This is a genomic window from Kocuria atrinae C3-8 (assembly GCF_000286355.1).
In the GTDB taxonomy this organism is placed as follows: Bacteria; Actinomycetota; Actinomycetes; order Actinomycetales; family Micrococcaceae; genus Kocuria; species Kocuria atrinae_A.
In genome coordinates this window covers 18408-36936 of the sequence record NZ_AJXN01000110.1, presented here as the reverse complement: position 1 = coordinate 36936, position 18529 = coordinate 18408, and the positions used below count along the sequence as shown (strand labels likewise).

The following is an 18529-nucleotide window of genomic DNA, read 5'->3' as shown; positions in this document are numbered from 1 at the left end:
GGGGATTCCCTGGCATTTGTGGCCCAAAACACTAAGACTTGAAGGGACGAGATGATCCCCAAGAGAAGGAGTGGAAATGTCTGAATTCAGCGGACGCGTGGCACTGGTGACCGGAGCGGCGTCGGGAATCGGCGAGGCGATTGCCAAGGATCTGGCCAAGCGCGGCGCCAAGGTCGTGGTGACCGATATCGATTCGACCGGCATCGACAACGTGGTCCAGGCCATCATGCCGCCGGTGGTGACGCGGCCGGCATTCGCCAGGACGTCTCCAAGCGCGAGGACGCGCAGGCGGCCGTTGATTTTGCGGTGCAGACCTACGGCGGCCTGCACTACGCCGTGAACAACGCCGGTGTGGGCGGTCAGGTCGAGGCCCTGGGCGAAACCGATATGGATGCCTGGGACCGCACCGTGGCCATCGACCTCAATGGCGTGGCCTACGGTATGGCCGCTGAGCTTCCGGTGATCGAGCAGCACGGTGGCGGAGCCATCGTGAACATCGGCTCCATCCACTCGACCGTGGCCACAGGTGTTGGCAACAGCGCGTACACCGCCGCCAAGCACGGCGTGGTGGGTCTGACCAAGCAGACCGCCGTGGACTACGGCCAGCGCGGTGTCCGCATCAACGCGGTGGGCCCGGCCTACATCGAGACCCCGTTGCTCGCGAACCTCCCCGCCGGCGCCAAGGAAGCCCTGGTCAACGCGCACCCGATGGGTCGCCTGGGCACCTCCGAAGAGGTCGCGCAGCTGACCACGTTCCTGCTGTCGGACGGTGCTTCCTTCATGACCGGCGGCTACTACCTGGTGGACGGCGGCTACACCGCCATCTGATCCGCCACCTCGTGGACACGTGCGGCCCGGAGCCTGGAAACGGCCCGGGCCGCACGCTTGTTCCCAGTCAGAGTTGAGTGGAGCTGTGGCATGCGTCCTAACCGGTCAGTAGGTGACGTGTGTACACTGGCTAAGTTCCCTCGTGCATTTCACGAGGTTGGCGCGCCGGTCCAAGGCGCGCAGTTCGCGCCCCAGATTTGGCTTATGGCGCGTGCGCGCGGAATCGTTTCGCGTGGACCAACCTGAAAGACTTTCCTTGTCTACTAATTTTGTAAACCTCGGCGTGCCCGAGGTCCTTTCGGCTGACCTTGCCCGTACCGGCATCACCGAAGCCTTCCCCATTCAAGAAAAAACCCTTCCCGATTCGCTGGCCGGCCGGGACGTCCTGGGTCGCGGCCGCACCGGCTCCGGCAAGACCGTGGCCTTCGCGCTTCCGCTCGTGGCTCGCCTGGCGGGCATGGTGGACGACGCCGCTCGGGCACCTCGCCGCGCCAACCGCCCCACCGGTCTGGTGCTGGCTCCCACTCGTGAGCTGGCGACCCAGATCGACCGCACCGTGGCTCCGCTGGCCAAGGCTGCCGGACTGAGCACCACCGTGATCTTCGGTGGCGTGTCCCAGAAGCGTCAGGAGCAGGAGCTCGCCAAGGGTGTGGACATCGTGGTGGCCTGCCCGGGCCGCCTGGATGACCTGCTCAAGCAGGGCGTCCTGACCCTGGACGAGATCCGCGTGACGGTCCTTGACGAGGCCGATCACATGGCCGACATGGGCTTCCTGCCCGTGGTCACCCGCATCCTGTCCCGTACCCCCAAGGGGAGCCAGCGTCTGCTGTTCTCCGCCACCTTGGACAACGGCGTGGACACCCTGGTCAAGAAGTTCCTGAGCAACCCCGTGTTGCACTCGGCGGACGTTGCCAAGGCCGCGGTGACCACCATGGATCACCACGTGCTGGTCGTGAACAACGACGACAAGCAGGCGCTCATCGAGACCCTGGCCTCCGGTACCGGTCGCCGCGTGATGTTCACGCGCACCAAGTACCGCGCCAAGAAGATGGCCAAGAAGCTCAACCAGTCGGGTATCCCCGCAGTGGATCTGCAGGGCAACCTGTCGCAGAACGCTCGCGACCGTAACCTGGCCGCGTTCTCCAACGGTGAGGTGCGCGTGCTCGTGGCTACCGACGTGGCCGCCCGCGGCGTGCACGTTGACGACGTGGAGCTGGTCGTTCACATCGACCCGCCCGCCGAGCACAAGTCCTACCTGCACCGTTCCGGTCGTACGGCTCGCGCCGGCGCTTCCGGTTCCGTGATCACCATTTCCACGACCGAAGAGCGCGGCGACGTGGACAAGCTCATGCAGAAGGCCGGCGTGCGCGCTCGCATTGACGCTGTGTCTCCCGGTTCCGAGATCGTCGCGGACCTGGTGGGCGAGCGCGCCGAGCGCGTTGCCTACCAGCCCGCGCCCCAGTCCGGTAACGGTGGCGGCCAGGGCGGTCGCGGTTCCAAGCCGCGCTCGGGTGGTCGTTCCGGTGGCCGTAACGACGGCGCTCGTTCCGGCGGTCGCAACGGTGGCCGTTCCGGCGCTGGCAGGTCCCGCACCGAGCGTGACGGCTCCGCACGCGACGGTGCTGCTCGTACCGAAGGCAAGCGTTCCGGCGGCACACGTTCGGGCGGTGCTCGCAGCAACGTGTCCCGTTCCGACGCCGCCGGTTCCGGCAATCGTCGCTTCGGCGGTAAGTCGCAGGGTGCCGGTTCGGCATCGGGCGCTCGCAGTGACAAGCCTCGCGGTGAGCGCAGCGGCTCCGGCCAGCGTTCGCACTCGGCCGGCCAGACTCCTGACCGCGCAACCGCCGCGGCCCAGCGTCGTCGTCGGGCGAATCGCCAGGACCAGGGCGCGCTAAACCCGGGTACTGATCAAGCAGGGCGCAGTTCGAATCGAAACTGGCCCCCCTGCTTTCTGTTGTCTGAAAGTGCTGTTCAGCTGCTCAGCGCATGAACGTCACGGCTTGAGCATGCGTAGGAAGTCCAGGGTGAGCTCGGAGTGATTGGGTACGTGCACCACGCCGGGCTGGGCCGGGATCTCCTGCTCGCCCGGGACCGCCACGGTGATGATGCCCGCGGCAACACCGGCTTGAGCGCCCGACGGGGAATCCTCGATGACCACGCAGTCCTGCGGGTCCACACCCAGGCGCTTGGCTGCCTGCAGGTAGGCATCCGGGTCCGGCTTGGGCTTCACACCCGCAGCGACCTCTTGATCGCCGATAATCACCTGAAAGAGGTTGTCCGGCGCGATGGAGGCCGTGTACTTGGCGACGTCCGTGGTCGCGTTGGTGACGATCGCCGCGGGGATCCCGGCGTCCGCGAGATCCCTCAGTAGCGGTTCGACTCCCGCGATGAAACCGGGAGGGTTCTCTTCGAGGATCTTTCCGAGTACCTCGTAGAACTCCTGGAACACCTGATCCAGGTCACCGGGCACGCCCAGTTCGCTGAGTCGTTCGACCGTTTTGGCGATGGGCTTGCCCAGGGTTGCGTCGGTGTCCGCCTGGGTCCATTCCCCACCGTGAGTTGCCGCCAACTGCTCCTTACCCTGGGCCCACAAGGTTCGGTGTCCACCAGGTTCCGTCGTGGTCGAACAGTACTGCGCGAGGGAATGAAGTAGCGGTCATGGTGTCACTGTACTGGCCAGAACTGACACCAAAATGGGCATGACCGGCGCGAAGATAGGGTGACTGCTGATCTTCGTGAGGTGAGCGCTGGGATGCTCAGCTGCTTGGGGGCAGCCCGAGGGCTGCCATCAGTCCGGGTGCGATGAGATTCATGGTTCGGGGGCTCAGTGCCCCTGTCGGCTCAGCTTGATTCAGATCTTCATCCCAGAGTTCCGTCAAGGAATCGCAGACGACCCATCCGTGAATGCTCTCGCCCGCGGGGAGTGCGATAACCGTCGGAAGGTTCGCGTGCCGATTGGTCGTGGTCACGCGAACCGCAAGCGCGGTGTCGAAGTTTCTATTTCGAGGATTGTGAGAGACCACGACCCACATTTTCGAGCCCACGCTCTGATCCAGTGTTGCTTCCCAAACTTGCCCCCGGAGCATCCGGGTCATTGGGGGCCCGCTGTGCCGCGAGGCCGTTGGGTAGCCCGCTTGCGTCGACTATCCCGGGAGTCTTGGATTTCCACTGCGATGTGGGCGTACTGAAGGTCCATATGGAACTCGCGAATTCGCTGGAAGCCCATTTCAACAACCGCATGAAGAAGGGCCGCATCGGAGGACTTTTCAGAGACATTTCCGGGGAGGGTCTCAAGTACCTCGGGCGCTCGTCTGAGAGCCTCAAGATCTGCTTCGTCCCGATCTGAGAGGGGAAGGGAAAGGCGCCGGGTCTTCTGCGTGGATGACATGCATCAATCCTTGCATCATGAATTGAATCACTCAAGAGCAGTGGGACCGCAAATCACCTTGCTGTCTGGGTAGGGAGGTCGCGTTCGTGGCTGCTGGGGCACTTACGATGAAGACATGACCCCCTACGACACGCATCCCGGCGAATTGCACCGATCTGGTTCCGCAGGGCGGCGCGCCTTACCGATGACCATGATCGTTGCGGCCATCGTGTTGGTGATGTGGGTGGTGTTCGGGCGCATCACGGTGGGTGCCCTGGGATCGCTCGTGTGGGTCTACGCATTCGGTCTGGGCGTTCCCCTGATGGCGCTGCACACCGCGGCCGCGGTGCTGTTCGCCAGAGATGCGAAGTTCTATCCATCGGAGTCGGTGAGTCTGCGTGCAAGTCTGACCGCCATGGGTTCATGGATTGTCACGGCGCTGTTCGGATTCTTCCTCCCGGACTCCACATCGGACGGAATGGAATCAGTATTCACAGCCCTGACCGGTCCGAACATGTCGGGGATCTCGTATGGGTTCGCCAACACCTTCGGCGTGATCTCCATGGCCATGGCGGTCGCCTGGTGCTGCTGGCGCTCACCGACCTCCGCAATACCCGCCGAGCCTTGCGCGGCGAACCGCTCAGTGAGGACGAGCTACTCGATCGCATGGAGGCCCAGGATGCCCATGGCGAGCCGAGGCACGAAGGTGGCGCAGCGGCGTCGTCGGAATCGAACCGGTTGTGACGCATCCCCTGGAGACGCAGCGGTTGTTATTGCGGCCCTATTCGCTGGCTGACGCGGCGTTCGTCCAGGACCTCTATTCACGAGCGGACGTGCAGCGTTACCTGGGCGACGGTGAGCAGCGCGTGCGGACCCCGGAGGCGGCGCGGACCAAGATCGCGGCATGGAACGAGCGCTACCTGGACGAACCGGTGCAAGGGCTGTGGGCGGTGTGCCTCGAAGACGGAACGGTGACGGGGTCCCTGCTGCTCAAGCCCATTCCGGACAGCGGCACCAAGGCGGAACGGGACATCGAAATCGGTTGGCATTTCCACCCCGATCATTGGGGCCACGGTTACGCCACCGAAGCGGCTCGGGTGGTCCTGGAACACGCCTTTGCGGCCGGTCTCGAGCGCGTGGTGGCCGTGACTAATCCGGCCAACAAGCCATCGCAAGCGGTGTGCCTACGGCTGGGCATGACGCACCTGCGCCTGAGCGACGCCTATTACGACGCCGCCTGCGAGCTTTTCGAGATCACGGCACCGACGGCGCGGAAGGGGCAGTCGAATGGCAATGAATCCTGATCTGGTCATCGGCGAGGACGGCCTGGCGCGCCCGTGTGGGCCGCCAAGGACCCGTTACTGCGCGACTACTACGACACCGAGTGGGGGATGCCCGTGACGGACGAGACCGGGATGTTCGAACGGGTGACGCTCGAGGGGTTCCAAGCCGGGCTGTCGTGGCGCACGGTCCTGGCGAAGCGACCGGCCTTCCGGGAAGTGTTCAAGGACTTCGACCCGGACGCGGTGGCGACCTTCGGTGAAACTGACGTGGCCAGGCTCTTGGTAGACGCCCGCATCATCCGGAACCGACAGAAGATCGTCGCAGCCATCAATAACGCCAAGCCACGGTGCCCTGCGCGAGGACGGGGGACTGGTGGACCTGGTCTGGTCGTTCAAACCCGCCGACACCCCGCGACCAGAGACGTTCGAGCAGGTCCCGACCGTGTCCGAGGAGTCCAAAGCCCTGTCCAAGGAACTCAAGAAACGTGGGTTCTCGTTCGTGGGACCCACCACCATGTTCGCCCTGATGGAAGCGATCGGCATGGTGAACACCCACCTGATGGGTAGTCACCGGCGGGGGAGCTCCGGGGTGTGGGCCTGACATTTAAGGAAGCGTTCGTGTCCGATCGCTACGGTGGAACGGAGGGTGCGGTTCCGCGCCCCATCGCCACCAGCCTCTCCGGCTAGGAAAGGACATCACATGGCACGATTCACCGACAAAGTAGTGATCATCACCGGCGCAGCATCCGGCCTGGGTCTGGAATCCGCCGTTCGCATCGGCTCCGAGGGCGCCAACCTGGTCCTCGTGGACCTCAACGAAGATGCCCTGGAGGCCGCCAAGCTCTGGTGCTCGAAGCCGCACCCAAGGCCAAGATCCTGACCATGGCCGCGGACGTCTCCGATGAGGTGCAGGTCCAGAAGTACGTGGACGCGACCGTCAACGAGTTCGGCAAGATCGACGGCTTCTTCAACAACGCCGGCATCGAAGGACGTCAGAACCTCACCGAAGACTTCGGTGCCGATGAATTCTCCAAGGTGCTGGCCGTCAACCTCAACGGCGTGTTCTACGGAATGGCCGCGGTCCTCAAAGTGATGCGTGAGCAGGGCTACGGTTCGATTCTGAACTGCGCCTCCGTGGGCGGCATCCGCGGCGTGGGCAACCAGTCCGGTTACTCCGCCTCCAAGCACGGCGTGGTGGGCCTGACACGCAACTCGGCGGTCGAGTACGGCCAGTACGGCATCACGATCAACGCCATTGCCCCGGGCGCCATCATGACCGCCATGGTCGAGGCGTCTCTCAAGCAGATGGATCCCGAGAACTGGGAGGAAGCGGGTATGCAGTTCGTGTCCGTGAACCCGTTCAAGCGCTTTGGTAAGCCCGAGGAAGTCGCCTCGGTCGTCGCGTTCTTCCTGTCCGGGGAGGCGCCGTTCGTCAACGGCACCGTCCTCCCCATCGACGGCGGCCAGTCGGCCAAGTACTAACGATGGCGGCGGCGTCGGCCTGTTCGCCGACGTCGCTCACAAGACTGCCCCGCGCATCTCAGGGATGGGCGGGGCAGTTGTGGTTCTACTGGCTCTCAGGGCTCATTTGCCGCGGCGGCGCAGATAGGTGTGGCCGTTGGCGTCCTTGACCATCTCGAAGTCGTTCTGGAGATTGTCGTACCAGTCCTTGGCCTCGTCGCTCATCTCCGTGTTGCCGCGCAGGTTCATGGAGCTTCGGTTGGCGGGGCCCACGAATCGCATGACGAAGTTGTCGAAGCGGCGGAACTTGCTCGATTTGCGCGGAGCGGGCTGTTCTGACGGGGAATCGCTGTCCACGGTGGGTCCCTTCGGAAACGGCAGGCGACGTGCTGGAACAGCCCGACACCCATGGAATATGTCTACTAATGATCTTAATGCACTAACTGGTGCTCAGTGGACGAGAAGAAAACCCCTGACCGTTGTCGGTCAGGGGCCTTCTTCCTCAAGAGCAACGGTCAGGTATTAGCCCTGGTTCGTGTTGTTCTTGACGTTCTTGGCGGAGTCCTGAGCCGAGCCCTTGAGCTGGCCGGCCTCCTGCTGACCCTGGGACTTGACCTCTTCCGCGCCGGACTGAGCGGTCTCCTTGACGGACTGTGCGGCCTGCTTGGCCGGTTCCTTCAAGTCCTGCGCGATGTCCTGTGCGGCTTTCTTGGCGGTGGCCGGTGCATTGCTGACGGCGTTACCGGCCTGATCCATACGGTAGGAGGCCTGATCGTGGCACCTTTCATACAACGCATGGTCGATTTCGTAAGGCTACAGATCATTGCGCTGTTAATAAGGGTGCATATTAATTTTTCTGCTACGAGCGGCGAACCTGGGGGTGGGGTCATGCGGATCACACCCATCGATTTGCTTTTTAGGACAAAAACCCCTTCACATCCAGAGTTGAGCGTAGTAGACTCAACTTAACTGAACTAACTACGATCACAACCAGAGGAGCTGCTGTGGACACTAAATTCACTACTAAGTCTCAAGAGGCGTTGGCCGCAGCGGCCACGAACGCCTCGACCGCGGGTAATCCGCAAATTGAACCGGCACACTTGCTCAAGGCGCTGATGGATCAGCGCGAGGGTGTGGCCGTGGCCGTCCTCAAGGCCACCGGCGCCAACGCTGACGCCGTGTCGGTCAAGGCCAGCGACATCATCAGCCAATTGCCCAGTGCCTCCGGCTCGAACACCGCGCAGGCGCAACTCAATCGCGCAGGACTGCAAGCACTGCAGGCTGCCGAGAATTACGCGCGCGAGCTCGGGGACGAGTACGTCTCCACCGAGCACCTGCTCTTCGGTATCGCGTCCGGCAGCGACAAGGCCGCTGACGCCCTGGAGCAGGCGGGTGCTGGACCGGCCGAGCTTCGCCGGGTGATCCCTGCCGTCCGCGGGGATCGCAAGGTCACCAGCCCGGACCCGGAAGGAACTTTCCAGTCCCTGGAGAAGTACGGCACGGACCTCACCGCGGTAGCCCGTGACGGAAAGTTGGACCCGGTCATCGGCCGTGACTCCGAAATCCGTCGCGTGGTGCAGGTGCTGTCCCGCCGTACCAAGAACAACCCCGTGCTGATTGGTGAACCCGGTGTCGGTAAGACGGCCGTGGTTGAGGGCCTGGCTCAGCGCATGGTTGCCGGTGACGTGCCGGAGTCCTTGCGCGACAAGACCCTGATCTCGCTGGATCTGGGTTCGATGGTCGCCGGTGCCAAGTATCGCGGTGAATTCGAGGAGCGGCTCAAGGCCGTCCTGGATGAGATCAAGCAGTCAGAGGGTCAGATCGTGACCTTCATCGACGAGATCCACACCGTGGTCGGCGCCGGAGCCTCCGAGGGTTCCATGGACGCGGGAAACATGCTCAAGCCCATGCTGGCCCGCGGTGAGCTGCGCCTGATCGGTGCCACCACTCTGGACGAGTACCGCCAGAACATCGAGAAGGACGCCGCCTTGGAGCGTCGTTTCCAGCAGGTCTACGTGGGTGAGCCGTCGGTGGAGGACACCGTGGCCATCCTGCGTGGTCTCAAGGAACGCTACGAGGCGCACCACAAGGTGCAGATCGCTGACTCGGCACTGGTTGCCGCCGCCACGCTGTCCAACCGCTACATCCCCAGCCGTCAGCTGCCGGACAAGGCCATCGACCTGGTGGACGAGGCCGCTTCGCGGTTGCGCATGGAGATCGACTCCGCTCCGGAGGAGATCGACCAGCTGCGCCGTCAGGTGGATCGCTTGACCATGGAGGAACTGGCGCTTGAGGACGAGACGGACCCGGCGTCCGTCGAACGTCTTGCCGCGCTTCGCCAGGACATGGCGGACAAGCGGGCCGAACTGGATGCGCTCAATGCTCGTTGGGAGGCCGAGAAAGCCGGTCTGAACCGCGTGGGTGACCTCAAGGCCAAGATCGACGACCTGCGCTCGCAGGCCGACCGCGCTCAGCGCAATGGTGACCTGGGTGAGGCCTCGCGACTGCTGTACGGCGAGATCCCGAGTCTGCAGAAGGACTTGGATGCCGCGCAGGCGCAAGAGGAACAAGCCGGTGACATCGCTGAGGACACAATGGTCTCGGAAGAGGTCACCGCGGATGACATTGCCGAGGTGATTTCCGCCTGGACCGGTATCCCCGCAGGCAAGATGCTGCAGGGCGAATCCGAGAAGCTCCTCGACATGGAGGAGATCCTCGGTAAGCGCCTGATCGGTCAGAAGCCCGCGGTACACGCCGTGGCGGATGCCGTCCGTCGCTCGCGTGCCGGGATCTCCGATCCGGACCGTCCCATTGGTTCGTTCCTGTTCCTGGGCCCCACGGGTGTCGGTAAGACCGAGCTGGCCAAGTCCCTGGCGGACTTCCAGTTCGACGACGAGCGCGCCCTGATCCGCATCGACATGTCCGAGTACTCGGAGAAGCACTCCCTCTCCCGTCTGGTCGGTGCCCCTCCGGGCTACGTCGGTTACGACGAGGGCGGCCAGCTGACCGAGGCCGTGCGCCGTCGTCCGTATTCGGTGGTCCTGCTGGACGAGGTGGAGAAGGCTCACCCCGAGGTCTTCGACATCCTCCTGCAGGTCCTCGACGACGGTCGCCTGACTGACGGTCAGGGCCGCACCGTGGACTTCCGCAACGTGATTCTGATTCTGACGTCCAACATGGGTAGCCAGTTCCTGGTCGATCCGAACCTGGACATCGAGCAGAAGGAAGAAGCGGTCATGAACGTGGTCAACGCCTCGTTCAAGCCGGAGTTCCTGAACCGCCTGGACGACATCATCATGTTCGATCCGCTGTCGGTCGAGGACCTGGCCAAGATCGTGGACATTCAGGTGGCTCAGCTGGCCAAGCGCCTCGAGCCGCGTCGCTTGACCCTGGACGTCACGCCCGCGGCAAGCGAGTGGTTGGGCCTGGCCGGTTACGACCCGGCCTACGGCGCCCGCCCCTTGCGCCGCCTGGTGCAGCGCGAGATCGGCGATCGCCTGGCTCGCGGCTTGCTCTCCGGCAACATCGTGGACGGCGACACGGTGGTCGTGGACGTCAACCCGGACGTTGCCACCGAGGGTCTGACGGTCACGTCCTCCCACGACGACGCCGCAGGGTCGCCTTCCAGCGACAATGACGACGATGTCGTGGACGCGGAGATCGTCGAGGACTGAACCACGCTGATCAGGTGGGGTGCGAACCCAGCCTGACTGGTGCGATAACGCGCCGGTGGTGCCCGATCATGGGCACCACCGGCGCGTTTCGCATGTGGGAAAAACGAGTGTGCTGGAGCGCGACGTTCAGTGGGACTTACCCATCGCTGCGTGAACCGGTTCGGATCGATGGGAGCGAACGGACCGAGGTTGCGCCGCGATCGCGACTGCACCGATGGCCGTGGCTGCCAGGAACATCACGGATGTGGAACTGAAGTCCTGCAGCGCACCGAGCAGCCAAGCCCCCATGGCCTGTCCAAGGGCGAGCGCCACGAACAGGACAACCGTGCTCGCTGCCGGGGTGTGAGGAGTCAAGCGCATAGCCCAGATGATGAGGACGCCGGTCATGGCGGTGTAACCGACACCGAACAAGGAGATGGCGGCAAAGGCGATCACCGGTTGCCCTGGCAGTAAACCGATGCCCACCGTGCCGAGCAGCATGGTCAGATTGGTGACGGACCATGCCACGGTCAGGGACCACCGCTGAACGAGCCTGGCGGCCAGTGCACCGGCAACACTCATGGCGCCCAGCAGGATCCAGGCTGTGACCGAATAGGACTGTGCGGGGAAAGAGCCCGGTGAAGCGCCGTCGAGAGCGGTCCGACCAAAGGTCCATACAGCGGCACTGCCGGCACCCGAGCAGAGGGCAATGGCCACCACGCGTCGCAGGGCAAGAAAGTCTCGCGGGCGAGGGCGTGCGATGGCCGCCGGTTCACCAGAGCGTGGGGCAGGCCTGGGATCTCCGGAGCGAGCCGAGGTAAGTGTGGCGATCGTGGCAAGGGTGGCCGTGACAGCAATGATGATCCAGCCGGTGCGCCAATTCTCGGTCGTGCCGGCCAACAATAGGCCGGCGGCGACAAGACCCACGCCCGTTCCTGAATTCACCGTCGTCTGTGCGCGTTCTCTGCCGGCCTCGCCAACCAATCGCGAGATCAGGCCCACCGTACCCGGGGTAGCGAAACCGGCCCCCGCGCCGGCCACGACAACTCCGATTCCCAATGCTGTGGCATTCGGGGCCATCGCGATCAGCGCCGAACCCAAAGAAGCCGAGGCTCCTGCACTGACCACGAGAGCACGTGGCCATCTGGCGCCCGGAACCGCAATCGTTGCGGCCAGGCAGTAAGACAGGAAACTGCCCGCCTGAATCATGCCGGCCGTGGCTCCGTCGAGATCGAAAGCAGCCTGGAACTGTGGAAGAAACAGTCCGTACCCGAACCGCGCCAAGCCGTACGTGGCCGCTATGAGTCCCATGCTGCTGAGGATGAGGCGCACGGTGGACTCCATTTGAAAACGACCGTCATGGATACAGTAACGTACGTTTTAGTTTTCGAGGTTTAGAGTTGACCTGATGATGGTGACGAGAGCTCCGGCGCGGACCCGACTGCTGCGCGCAGCGGATCGATTGCTGTTCACTCGCGGCGTCCAAGCGACCCCGGTGGACGATCTTTTGCGCGAGGCGGAGACCTCCGCGGCAACGCTCTACGCACAGTTCGGTAGCAAGGATGGGCTGCTGGCGGAGGCGCTCGAAGGTCGGCTGGCCAACTGGCAGGCCGTCTGGGATGCCCATATTGCCGAGGCCTCCGACGACACGTCCCGGTTGCTGGCGATCTTCGACGCCCTCCTCGCGTATCGCGATGGCGAGCGGGTCTCCGCGCGGTGGTGCGCGTTTCTCGCGACCGCCTCGGAGATTTCGAACCCTCCGAAACCGGTTCGTACAGTTCTGGATGCGGACTCGGCACTACTGAGAAAACGCCTGCTTCACCTGTCGCGTCCCTTGGCCGGAGATCGAGCCGCGGAATTGGCTGATGCCGTGGAACTCATGTACTCGGGCGTTCTGGCCTCGTTCCTCCGAGGTGATCCCGCAGATCCGATATCGGTGGGTCGTCGATCCGCAGAGGCTCTCGCTGCCTCCTATCGCTCTTAGAAAGGACACCCCATGAGTGCGACCTCGAGTCTGGCCCGCGTGGACGATGTGCTGCGCTCGCGGAACTCCGTGCATCATGCGGTAGTCCTCCTGGAGAGCGCGGACGGCTCCCGACGCCACACCGCGACCACCCATCGCATGGGCCTCGATGATCGCTTCATCACCGCTTCCATCAGCAAGCTCTTCGTTCACGCGATCGCCTACGCGCTCGTGGATCGGGGCATTCTTGCGCTCGACCAGCTAGCTGAACCGTGGGTCGGCGCGGACACGATGCGCGGGATCCATACGATCAAGGGCCGCGACTACGGCGCTTGGATCACCCTGCGTCATCTCGTGACGCACACGTCCGGCCTTCCCAACTTGGAAACGGCCAGCGTCAACGGGGCGCCGTCCATTGAGAAGCAGATCCTGCAGCGGGATCGTGAGGTCCCGCTTTCCGACGTGCTCGATCTTCACCGCCGTGTGCCCGGGAAGTTCCCGCCCGGGTCGGGTCACAGGGCCCACTATTCGGATACCAACGCCGACCTGCTGGCCTTGCTTCTCGAACGGGCCACGGACACGCCCTACGACCAGTTGCTCAAGGGGTTCATCCTGGAGCCCCTTGGTCTGCATCGCACGGGCCTGGTCCACACAGACACGAGCGACCCGGCCCCGGTCTTCCGACGACGCCGCCCCGTCACCTTCACGCGCTACCTCTCGTCCCAGCACGGTTCCGGGGGAGTGGTGGCATCGGCATCGGATCTCATGGTCTTCTTGCGCGCGTTCATGGAAGGCGCACTGTTTTCGCGCGAACACCTGACGAACCCTGATTGGCGGCGGACACAGTACGGGCCGCTGCAGTACGGTCCCGGAGTGATGCGACTGGCCGTCCCGCGGTTGTTGTCGCCACTTTTCCCAGCCCCGGCCATCGTGGGTCACTCGGGATCCACGGGAAGTTTCGCCTTCTACTGCCCTTCGTACGAGACCTACATTGTGGGCACTGTGAACCAGATGTCGGGCGTCCCGTTCGAATACGTCTACCGGTACCTCAACGCGTTCGCGCGATAGGTGGCGCGAGCGGCGTCGTTGGCGGGGAGGAATGCAGAAAGCGCCGGTGACCGTCCTCGAAAGGGTGGCCACCGGCGCTGTGCAGCGTGAGGACGTTACTTGGAGGGTTCGTCCTCCACGTACTTGTCCTCGCGGTAGTCGTAATCCACCGGGCGATCGTCCTCGTCAGTGCGCTGATACCAGGCACTGATGCGCTCCGAGGTGGAATCCACGTCGTGACCCGCGGCGGCCGGGCCGTTCTCGTGACGGATTTCAATGGCGAAGTCGTCACCGTGCTGGTCCATACCCTGGCGGACCGCGTTGTCCAGTGCCTTGCGCGCGTAACGGTGGCGCAGGCTCATGGGATCGGTGCTCAGATCCCGTAGGAATGCGGGGATCAACGCGAGCAGGATGAGTGCGAACGGTAACGCCGCAACGGTCACCAGATCCTGGAGACCCTGCAGTGCATCCGAACCACCCACCAGAAGCATCACCGAGGAAACACCGGCCAGCGCGAGGCCCCAAAAGATGGTGATCTTCTTGTCCGGGTGGGGCTTACCCTGCTGCGACATGGACGCCATCACCAGGGTCGCGGAGTCCGCGGACGTGATGAAGAAGACGGACAACAGGATGATGATGGCGATGGGCGTGATCTGGCTCAGGGGCAGCGCACCCAGCATCAGGAAGAGCATTTCTTCGGGAGAGGCGGCGCTGGCGATGTCCGTGCCGGAACGCTGCAGCCAAATGGCGGTGCCGCCGAAAATGGAGAACGCGAGCACGCAGATCAGGGTGGGTGCCAGAAGCACCACGGTCACGTACTGGCGCAGGGTGCGGCCGCGCGAAATGCGTGCCACGAAGACACCTACGAAGGCGCCCAGGAAACCCACCAGGCCCAGTAGAACAGGGTCCAGTAGCGCATGAACTCTTCGGCTTCGGGCCCCCAGGACGCGGACATTGAGATCATCTGGAACATCTCGCCGAAGTACGTTCCGACCACGGAAGGGATGAAGTTCAGCAAGAACACGGTGGGTCCGGCCACGAACAGGAAGAACGCGACGACGGCCGCCAGGACCATGTTGAAGTTGGACAGGCGACGAATGCCCTTGGCCACGCCCGAGACGGCAGAAATCAAGAACACACAGGTCAGTACGGCAATGATGCCGATCAGCAGGCCGTTGCCCACCTCGCCCAAGCCGGTGACGATCTGCAGACCACTACCGATCTGCAGGGTGCCCAGCCCCAGGGAAGCGGAGGTGGCGAACAGGATGCCGATGATCGCAAAGGTGTCGATCAAACGCCCGCCCACGGTCAGGTGGGCACGCTGTCCGAAGATGGCGGACATCAGCAGCGGACGGCCGCGGCGGTAAGCGGCGTAACCAACGGCCGCGCCCACCAGGCGTAAATCGCCCAGGCCTGCAGGCCCCAGTGGAAGATGGTCTGCGCCATGGCCGAGTGCATCGCCTGATACGTTTCCGCTTCCGCGCGACCCGGCGGCGGCGTCATGTAATAGGTGATCGGCTCGTACACGCCAAAGAAGATCAGGCCCACACCCATACCCGCGGCAAAGAGCATCGCGATCCAGGAACCCATGGAGTAAGCGGGAGCTTCGCCGTCCTTACCGAGCGGGATCCGGCCGTAACGGGAGAAGCCCACGTAGAGCAGGAACAGCAACACCACGGCAGCCAGCAGCGTGAAGACCCAGCCGCCGTACGTGACCACTCCGGTAAGTGCCGCGGAAGCGACCTGGGTCAGGGTTTCGGTGGACACCGCACCCCACACCACGAAGCCCACGATCAGGGCACCGGCCACACCAAAGGTGATCTTGTCGGTGCGGTAGCGGACCCGCTGCTCCTCTACAGAAACACCGGGAACCAGGCCCGGGTGAGTGTCGTGGGGGTAACTGGCGGTGGAGTCGTCGGACCCGGAGGCCGGACGGGACGATGAGCTCATAACGGAACCTGCGTTCTGAACTGAAAGGCGACGGATGTAACCGCCCGGACCCCAAGACCTTACAGGGTTCTACGAGCCCGCCAGCGACTTGTTGAAGTGCGGCAGAGACATAAAGATGTCCGCCGAAAAGGCGCTAACCGGCGAGTAGGTGCGGTCAATATGCTCATGAAGGGCTGGAACTGACCCGGGGGAGTGGGCAATTTCACGTTCGATGGGGAACCAACATGACAATTCAATATCGATCCATGATCCGTTCGACCCTGGCTTTCGCCGCGGCGTCGTTCATGTTCGTCAACGCCATGCCTGCCGCGGCCGCAGATGCCGGTGACGACTCTTTCTCGTTCGCGGTACTGGGGGATACCCCCAACAATCCGACCTTCACGGAGAAGTTCCCGCAGCAGGTTCAAGAGATGAACCGGGACTCGTCGCTGGAGTTCGTGGCGCACGTGGTGATATCAAGAACGGATCACAGCGGTGCAACTGGGCCTACTTCAAGTCGATTCGCGATCGCTTCGACGAGTTCGCCGCCCCCGTGGTGTTCACCCCGGGCGACAATGATTGGGCGGACTGCCACCGTGACACCAATGGCGGGTACAACCCCATGGAGAGGCTGACCGTTCTGCGTAACCTGTTCTTCGACCAGCGGAACCGGACTCTCGGGCAGGACAAGCGCTACATCCCCACCCAGGTGGATGCGGGCTACCCGGAGAATTCGTCTTTCCACCACCGCGGCGTGAGCTTCGCGGTGATCAATGTGACGGGATCGGGTAATGGTCTGGCTCCCTGGTACGACTGGGGTTACAAGACAGCCAATGCGCGACAGACCGCGGAGTTGGAGGCTCGTACGGCCAACAACATCAAAGTTCTGCGCGAGTCATTCGACCGGGCCAAACGTGAAAACCACCCCGCCGTGGTCATCCTGACCCACGCGGATATGTTCGGTCCGGGTCATCCCAACCCCACGGCCAACACCCATAAGGGGTATCGGAGCACCGTGGCGGAGATTGCGCGGTTGTCGAGGGACTTCGGGAAACCGGTGTACCTGATCAACGGGGATTCACACGAGTACAACTCGGACGACCCCTTGGCAGCAGGGTCACGTTGGCTGGGTGTCTACGGGCAAGAACCCGAGCCCAATCTGCACCGCATCACGGTGGACGGTGACAACAAGGCCAACAACTACTTGAAGATCACGGTGGGTCCGCAGCTCGCGGGAGCTGCTGGGAGTGGCACGACATCCCCGGGGCGCTCGATCAGTCATGAAAGGGTCAGCTTCGCGCCATAAACCGACCAGCTGGTCGGATCGAACCGGCCGACTCTCCCCGAATATTGCCCGCCACTACTGTTCGACTGGCGTTCACTGGGGCGTTGCGTGCCGGACTTACGCTGCCCCCGGGGCTCGGGAAGTGAGCCCCGGGGGCAGCTCACTCATCTCAGGGGGACGAACATGGCACAACACAGTCGATTCGCGGTTCGAGTTTCAACCGCAATGATCACCGCGGCGCTCGCGGTAGGCGCGGTCGCGCCGGCTCATGCCGCACCGGCGCACGGTAAGGCCAACGGCAACCAGTATTCCTTCGGGGTCATTGGAGACACCCCGTACGGCGCGGACGCATTGGCCGAGTTCCCCGCACAGATCGACCAGATGAATCAGGACAAATCGCTGCGTTTCGTAGCCACGTGGGCGATATCAAAGCGGGATCGCAGCGCTGCGATACCGACTACTTCAAGACCATCCATTCGCATTTCGAGAGTTTCGCGATGCCATTCGTCTTTACACCCGGTGACAACGACTGGACGGACTGCCACCGTGTGAACAACGGCTCGTACAACCCGTTGGAACGGATGTCGGTGCTGCGGCACATCTTCTTCGCCGAGCCCCATCACACGCTGGGCGGAAAGAACATGCACCTGGATTCGCAGGCGAACGCGGGATTCCCCGAGAACTCAACCTTCGAGCAGAAAGGTCTGAGCTTTGGCGTCATCAACGTTCAGGGCTCCAACAACGGACTGCTGCCGTGGACGGGCCTCGGTTTGAGCGAGCCCACTGCCGAGCAACTGGCTGAAGAGCGAGCCCGCACCGAGAACAATCTGGAGGTCATCCGCGAGGCCTTCGCCGCGGCAGAACAGAAGCACCGCCGGGCAGTCGTGATCATGACCCAGGCCGACATGTTCGACCCTTCCTACGAGGACCCCACGGCCGAGACCCACAGTGCTTCCAGGAGACGGTCGATGAGATCTCGCGGCTGTCCCGGGACTTCAGCAAGCCCGTGTACCTCATCAACGGAGATTCGCACGTATTCAATGACGATTACCCGCTGGCCGAGGGATCAAGCTGGCTGGATGTTTACGGGCAAGATCCAGTGCCCAACCTGCACAGAATCACCGTGGACGGTGATGATGCCGCGGACAACTACATGAGGTTCACCGTGAATCCGGAAACCCCGGGTGCGGCCTCGGGGAAGAAGCCCGCACGTGAGGACGTCCTCAGCTACGAGCGGGTACCGTTCGAATAACCCCGGCGGATGAGTTTCTCGTCACATGCCGATCGGGTCATATACCCTTCTTGGGGGTCCAGGGAGCGATCGGTTGAACCTCAAGCGGTCACGGGTGCGCGAAGCCCGCGTAAAGCATGTAACCTGGACCTACGAAAAACTGACAAGATACTCCGGGGCCGTACTGTGTGCGCAGTGCGTTGAACAGTGCCGCCCATCGGACACGAGACGCAGAGGGGGTCACGCCATGGGGCGCGGCCGTCAAAAGGCGAAGGCGACACGGCAGGCGCGGGAGATGAAGTACTTCAGCCCGCAAACCGACTACTCGGCGCTGCAGCGCGAGCTGCGGTCCAACAAACCGTCCTCCCGAGCCGTAGACCACGAGGATCGTCACGAGGAAGAAGATGATTACTCGGCCTACGCGGAGAAGTACTCCGACTACGACTGACCTGGTTCACGCGGAAACCCACTGAGGCCCGCAC

At 63.3% G+C, this 18529-nt stretch carries 18 protein-coding genes and 3 pseudogenes; 15 read left to right on the top strand and 6 right to left on the bottom strand.

From position 1 onward, the window contains the following. Window positions 1-76 precede the first annotated feature (76 nt). Both YO9_RS0111960 and YO9_RS0111955 read left to right on the top strand, forming a co-directional pair. Window positions 77-828: pseudogene (locus YO9_RS0111960) on the top strand (SDR family NAD(P)-dependent oxidoreductase). 256 nt (window positions 829-1084) lie between these two features. Then, complete coding sequence (locus YO9_RS0111955; protein ID WP_223286492.1) at window positions 1085-2818, top strand: DEAD/DEAH box helicase; 1734 nt, start codon at window positions 1085-1087, stop codon at window positions 2816-2818. Between the two features lie 3 nt (window positions 2819-2821). Here the strand turns inward: YO9_RS0111955 and YO9_RS0111950 are convergent, their stop codons facing one another. After that, a complete protein-coding gene (locus YO9_RS0111950; protein ID WP_223286491.1) occupies window positions 2822-3397 on the bottom strand; it encodes an HAD family hydrolase in 576 nt (191 codons plus the stop codon). 187 nt (window positions 3398-3584) lie between these two features. After that, window positions 3585-3914, bottom strand: a complete 330-nt coding sequence (locus YO9_RS21700; RefSeq protein ID WP_223286500.1) for a type II toxin-antitoxin system PemK/MazF family toxin — start codon at window positions 3912-3914, stop codon at window positions 3585-3587. Window positions 3915-4003: 89 nt separating this feature from the next. Between YO9_RS21700 and YO9_RS18395 the strand changes: the two genes are divergently transcribed. The 6 genes and pseudogenes from YO9_RS18395 (at window position 4004) to YO9_RS0111920 (ending at window position 6960) form a co-directional block, all read left to right on the top strand. Beyond that, window positions 4004-4174 carry a hypothetical protein gene (locus YO9_RS18395; RefSeq protein ID WP_223286490.1) on the top strand — a complete coding sequence of 57 codons (171 nt, stop codon included), beginning with the start codon at window positions 4004-4006 and terminating at the stop codon, window positions 4172-4174. Window positions 4175-4331: 157 nt separating this feature from the next. Next, window positions 4332-4991: a hypothetical protein gene (locus YO9_RS0111940; RefSeq protein ID WP_016997708.1), complete on the top strand. Its 660-nt coding sequence runs from the start codon at window positions 4332-4334 to the stop codon at window positions 4989-4991. Beyond that, window positions 4936-5499 carry a GNAT family N-acetyltransferase gene (locus tag YO9_RS0111935; RefSeq protein ID WP_223286489.1) on the top strand — a complete coding sequence of 188 codons (564 nt, stop codon included), beginning with the start codon at window positions 4936-4938 and terminating at the stop codon, window positions 5497-5499. The genes YO9_RS0111940 and YO9_RS0111935 overlap by 56 nt, the downstream gene beginning before the upstream one ends. Then, window positions 5483-6079 (top strand): annotated as a pseudogene (locus YO9_RS0111930) (DNA-3-methyladenine glycosylase I). Before YO9_RS0111935 ends, YO9_RS0111930 begins: the two are co-directional and overlap by 17 nt. Before the next feature lie 99 nt (window positions 6080-6178). Then, window positions 6179-6358, top strand: coding sequence for an SDR family NAD(P)-dependent oxidoreductase (locus YO9_RS20100; RefSeq protein ID WP_262925679.1), 180 nt, complete (start codon window positions 6179-6181; stop codon window positions 6356-6358). Beyond that, on the top strand, window positions 6325-6960 hold the full coding sequence (locus YO9_RS0111920; RefSeq protein WP_262925678.1) for an SDR family oxidoreductase: 636 nt from the start codon (window positions 6325-6327) through the stop codon (window positions 6958-6960). The genes YO9_RS20100 and YO9_RS0111920 overlap by 34 nt, the downstream gene beginning before the upstream one ends. A gap of 102 nt (window positions 6961-7062) precedes the next feature. On the opposite strand, the gene YO9_RS0111915 is transcribed toward YO9_RS0111920, so the two are convergent. Together YO9_RS0111915 and YO9_RS0111910 are read right to left on the bottom strand one after the other, a co-directional pair. Next, window positions 7063-7296, bottom strand: coding sequence for a hypothetical protein (locus YO9_RS0111915; RefSeq protein WP_016997699.1), 234 nt, complete (start codon window positions 7294-7296; stop codon window positions 7063-7065). Window positions 7297-7461: 165 nt separating this feature from the next. Further along, window positions 7462-7695, bottom strand: coding sequence for a hypothetical protein (locus tag YO9_RS0111910; RefSeq protein WP_016997698.1), 234 nt, complete (start codon window positions 7693-7695; stop codon window positions 7462-7464). 248 nt (window positions 7696-7943) lie between these two features. Between YO9_RS0111910 and clpB the strand changes: the two genes are divergently transcribed. Next, window positions 7944-10613: an ATP-dependent chaperone ClpB gene (gene clpB, locus YO9_RS0111905; protein WP_016997695.1), complete on the top strand. Its 2670-nt coding sequence runs from the start codon at window positions 7944-7946 to the stop codon at window positions 10611-10613. Between the two features lie 126 nt (window positions 10614-10739). On the opposite strand, the gene YO9_RS0111900 is transcribed toward clpB, so the two are convergent. Further along, a complete protein-coding gene (locus tag YO9_RS0111900; RefSeq protein WP_223286488.1) occupies window positions 10740-11924 on the bottom strand; it encodes an MFS transporter in 1185 nt (394 codons plus the stop codon). 76 nt (window positions 11925-12000) lie between these two features. Between YO9_RS0111900 and YO9_RS0111895 the strand changes: the two genes are divergently transcribed. Continuing rightward, window positions 12001-12576: a TetR/AcrR family transcriptional regulator gene (locus YO9_RS0111895; protein ID WP_016997691.1), complete on the top strand. Its 576-nt coding sequence runs from the start codon at window positions 12001-12003 to the stop codon at window positions 12574-12576. A gap of 12 nt (window positions 12577-12588) precedes the next feature. Further along, complete coding sequence (locus tag YO9_RS0111890; RefSeq protein WP_016997689.1) at window positions 12589-13623, top strand: serine hydrolase domain-containing protein; 1035 nt, start codon at window positions 12589-12591, stop codon at window positions 13621-13623. Between the two features lie 95 nt (window positions 13624-13718). On the opposite strand, the pseudogene YO9_RS0111885 reads toward YO9_RS0111890, so the two are convergent. Beyond that, window positions 13719-15552 (bottom strand): annotated as a pseudogene (locus YO9_RS0111885) (BCCT family transporter). Between the two features lie 224 nt (window positions 15553-15776). On the opposite strand from YO9_RS0111885, the gene YO9_RS18390 reads away from it, so the two are divergent. The 4 genes from YO9_RS18390 to YO9_RS0111870 all read left to right on the top strand — a co-directional run bounded on the left by YO9_RS18390 (window position 15777) and on the right by YO9_RS0111870 (window position 18495). Further along, window positions 15777-16166, top strand: coding sequence for a hypothetical protein (locus tag YO9_RS18390; RefSeq protein WP_223286487.1), 390 nt, complete (start codon window positions 15777-15779; stop codon window positions 16164-16166). Next, window positions 16154-16837: a hypothetical protein gene (locus YO9_RS0111880; protein WP_223286486.1), complete on the top strand. Its 684-nt coding sequence runs from the start codon at window positions 16154-16156 to the stop codon at window positions 16835-16837. The genes YO9_RS18390 and YO9_RS0111880 overlap by 13 nt, the downstream gene beginning before the upstream one ends. Before the next feature lie 395 nt (window positions 16838-17232). Then, window positions 17233-17973 (top strand): hypothetical protein, encoded by a 741-nt coding sequence (locus tag YO9_RS0111875; protein ID WP_223286485.1) that lies wholly within the window; start codon window positions 17233-17235, stop codon window positions 17971-17973. A 321-nt stretch (window positions 17974-18294) separates the two neighbouring features. After that, window positions 18295-18495, top strand: coding sequence for a DUF3073 domain-containing protein (locus tag YO9_RS0111870; protein WP_031273197.1), 201 nt, complete (start codon window positions 18295-18297; stop codon window positions 18493-18495). The last annotated feature ends 34 nt before the right edge of the window (window positions 18496-18529 follow it).

Coding starts and splice junctions, on each gene's coding strand:
- YO9_RS21700 (WP_223286500.1), bottom strand. CDS start 3,914: ATGCTCCGGGGGCAAGTTTGGGAAGCAACACTGGATCAGAGCGTGGGC.
- YO9_RS0111940 (WP_016997708.1), top strand. CDS start 4,332: ATGACCCCCTACGACACGCATCCCGGCGAATTGCACCGATCTGGTTCC.
- YO9_RS20100 (WP_262925679.1), top strand. CDS start 6,179: ATGGCACGATTCACCGACAAAGTAGTGATCATCACCGGCGCAGCATCC.
- YO9_RS0111910 (WP_016997698.1), bottom strand. CDS start 7,695: ATGGATCAGGCCGGTAACGCCGTCAGCAATGCACCGGCCACCGCCAAG.
- YO9_RS0111895 (WP_016997691.1), top strand. CDS start 12,001: ATGATGGTGACGAGAGCTCCGGCGCGGACCCGACTGCTGCGCGCAGCG.
- YO9_RS0111890 (WP_016997689.1), top strand. CDS start 12,589: ATGAGTGCGACCTCGAGTCTGGCCCGCGTGGACGATGTGCTGCGCTCG.
- YO9_RS18390 (WP_223286487.1), top strand. CDS start 15,777: ATGACAATTCAATATCGATCCATGATCCGTTCGACCCTGGCTTTCGCC.
- YO9_RS0111880 (WP_223286486.1), top strand. CDS start 16,154: ATGGAGAGGCTGACCGTTCTGCGTAACCTGTTCTTCGACCAGCGGAAC.
- YO9_RS0111870 (WP_031273197.1), top strand. CDS start 18,295: ATGGGGCGCGGCCGTCAAAAGGCGAAGGCGACACGGCAGGCGCGGGAG.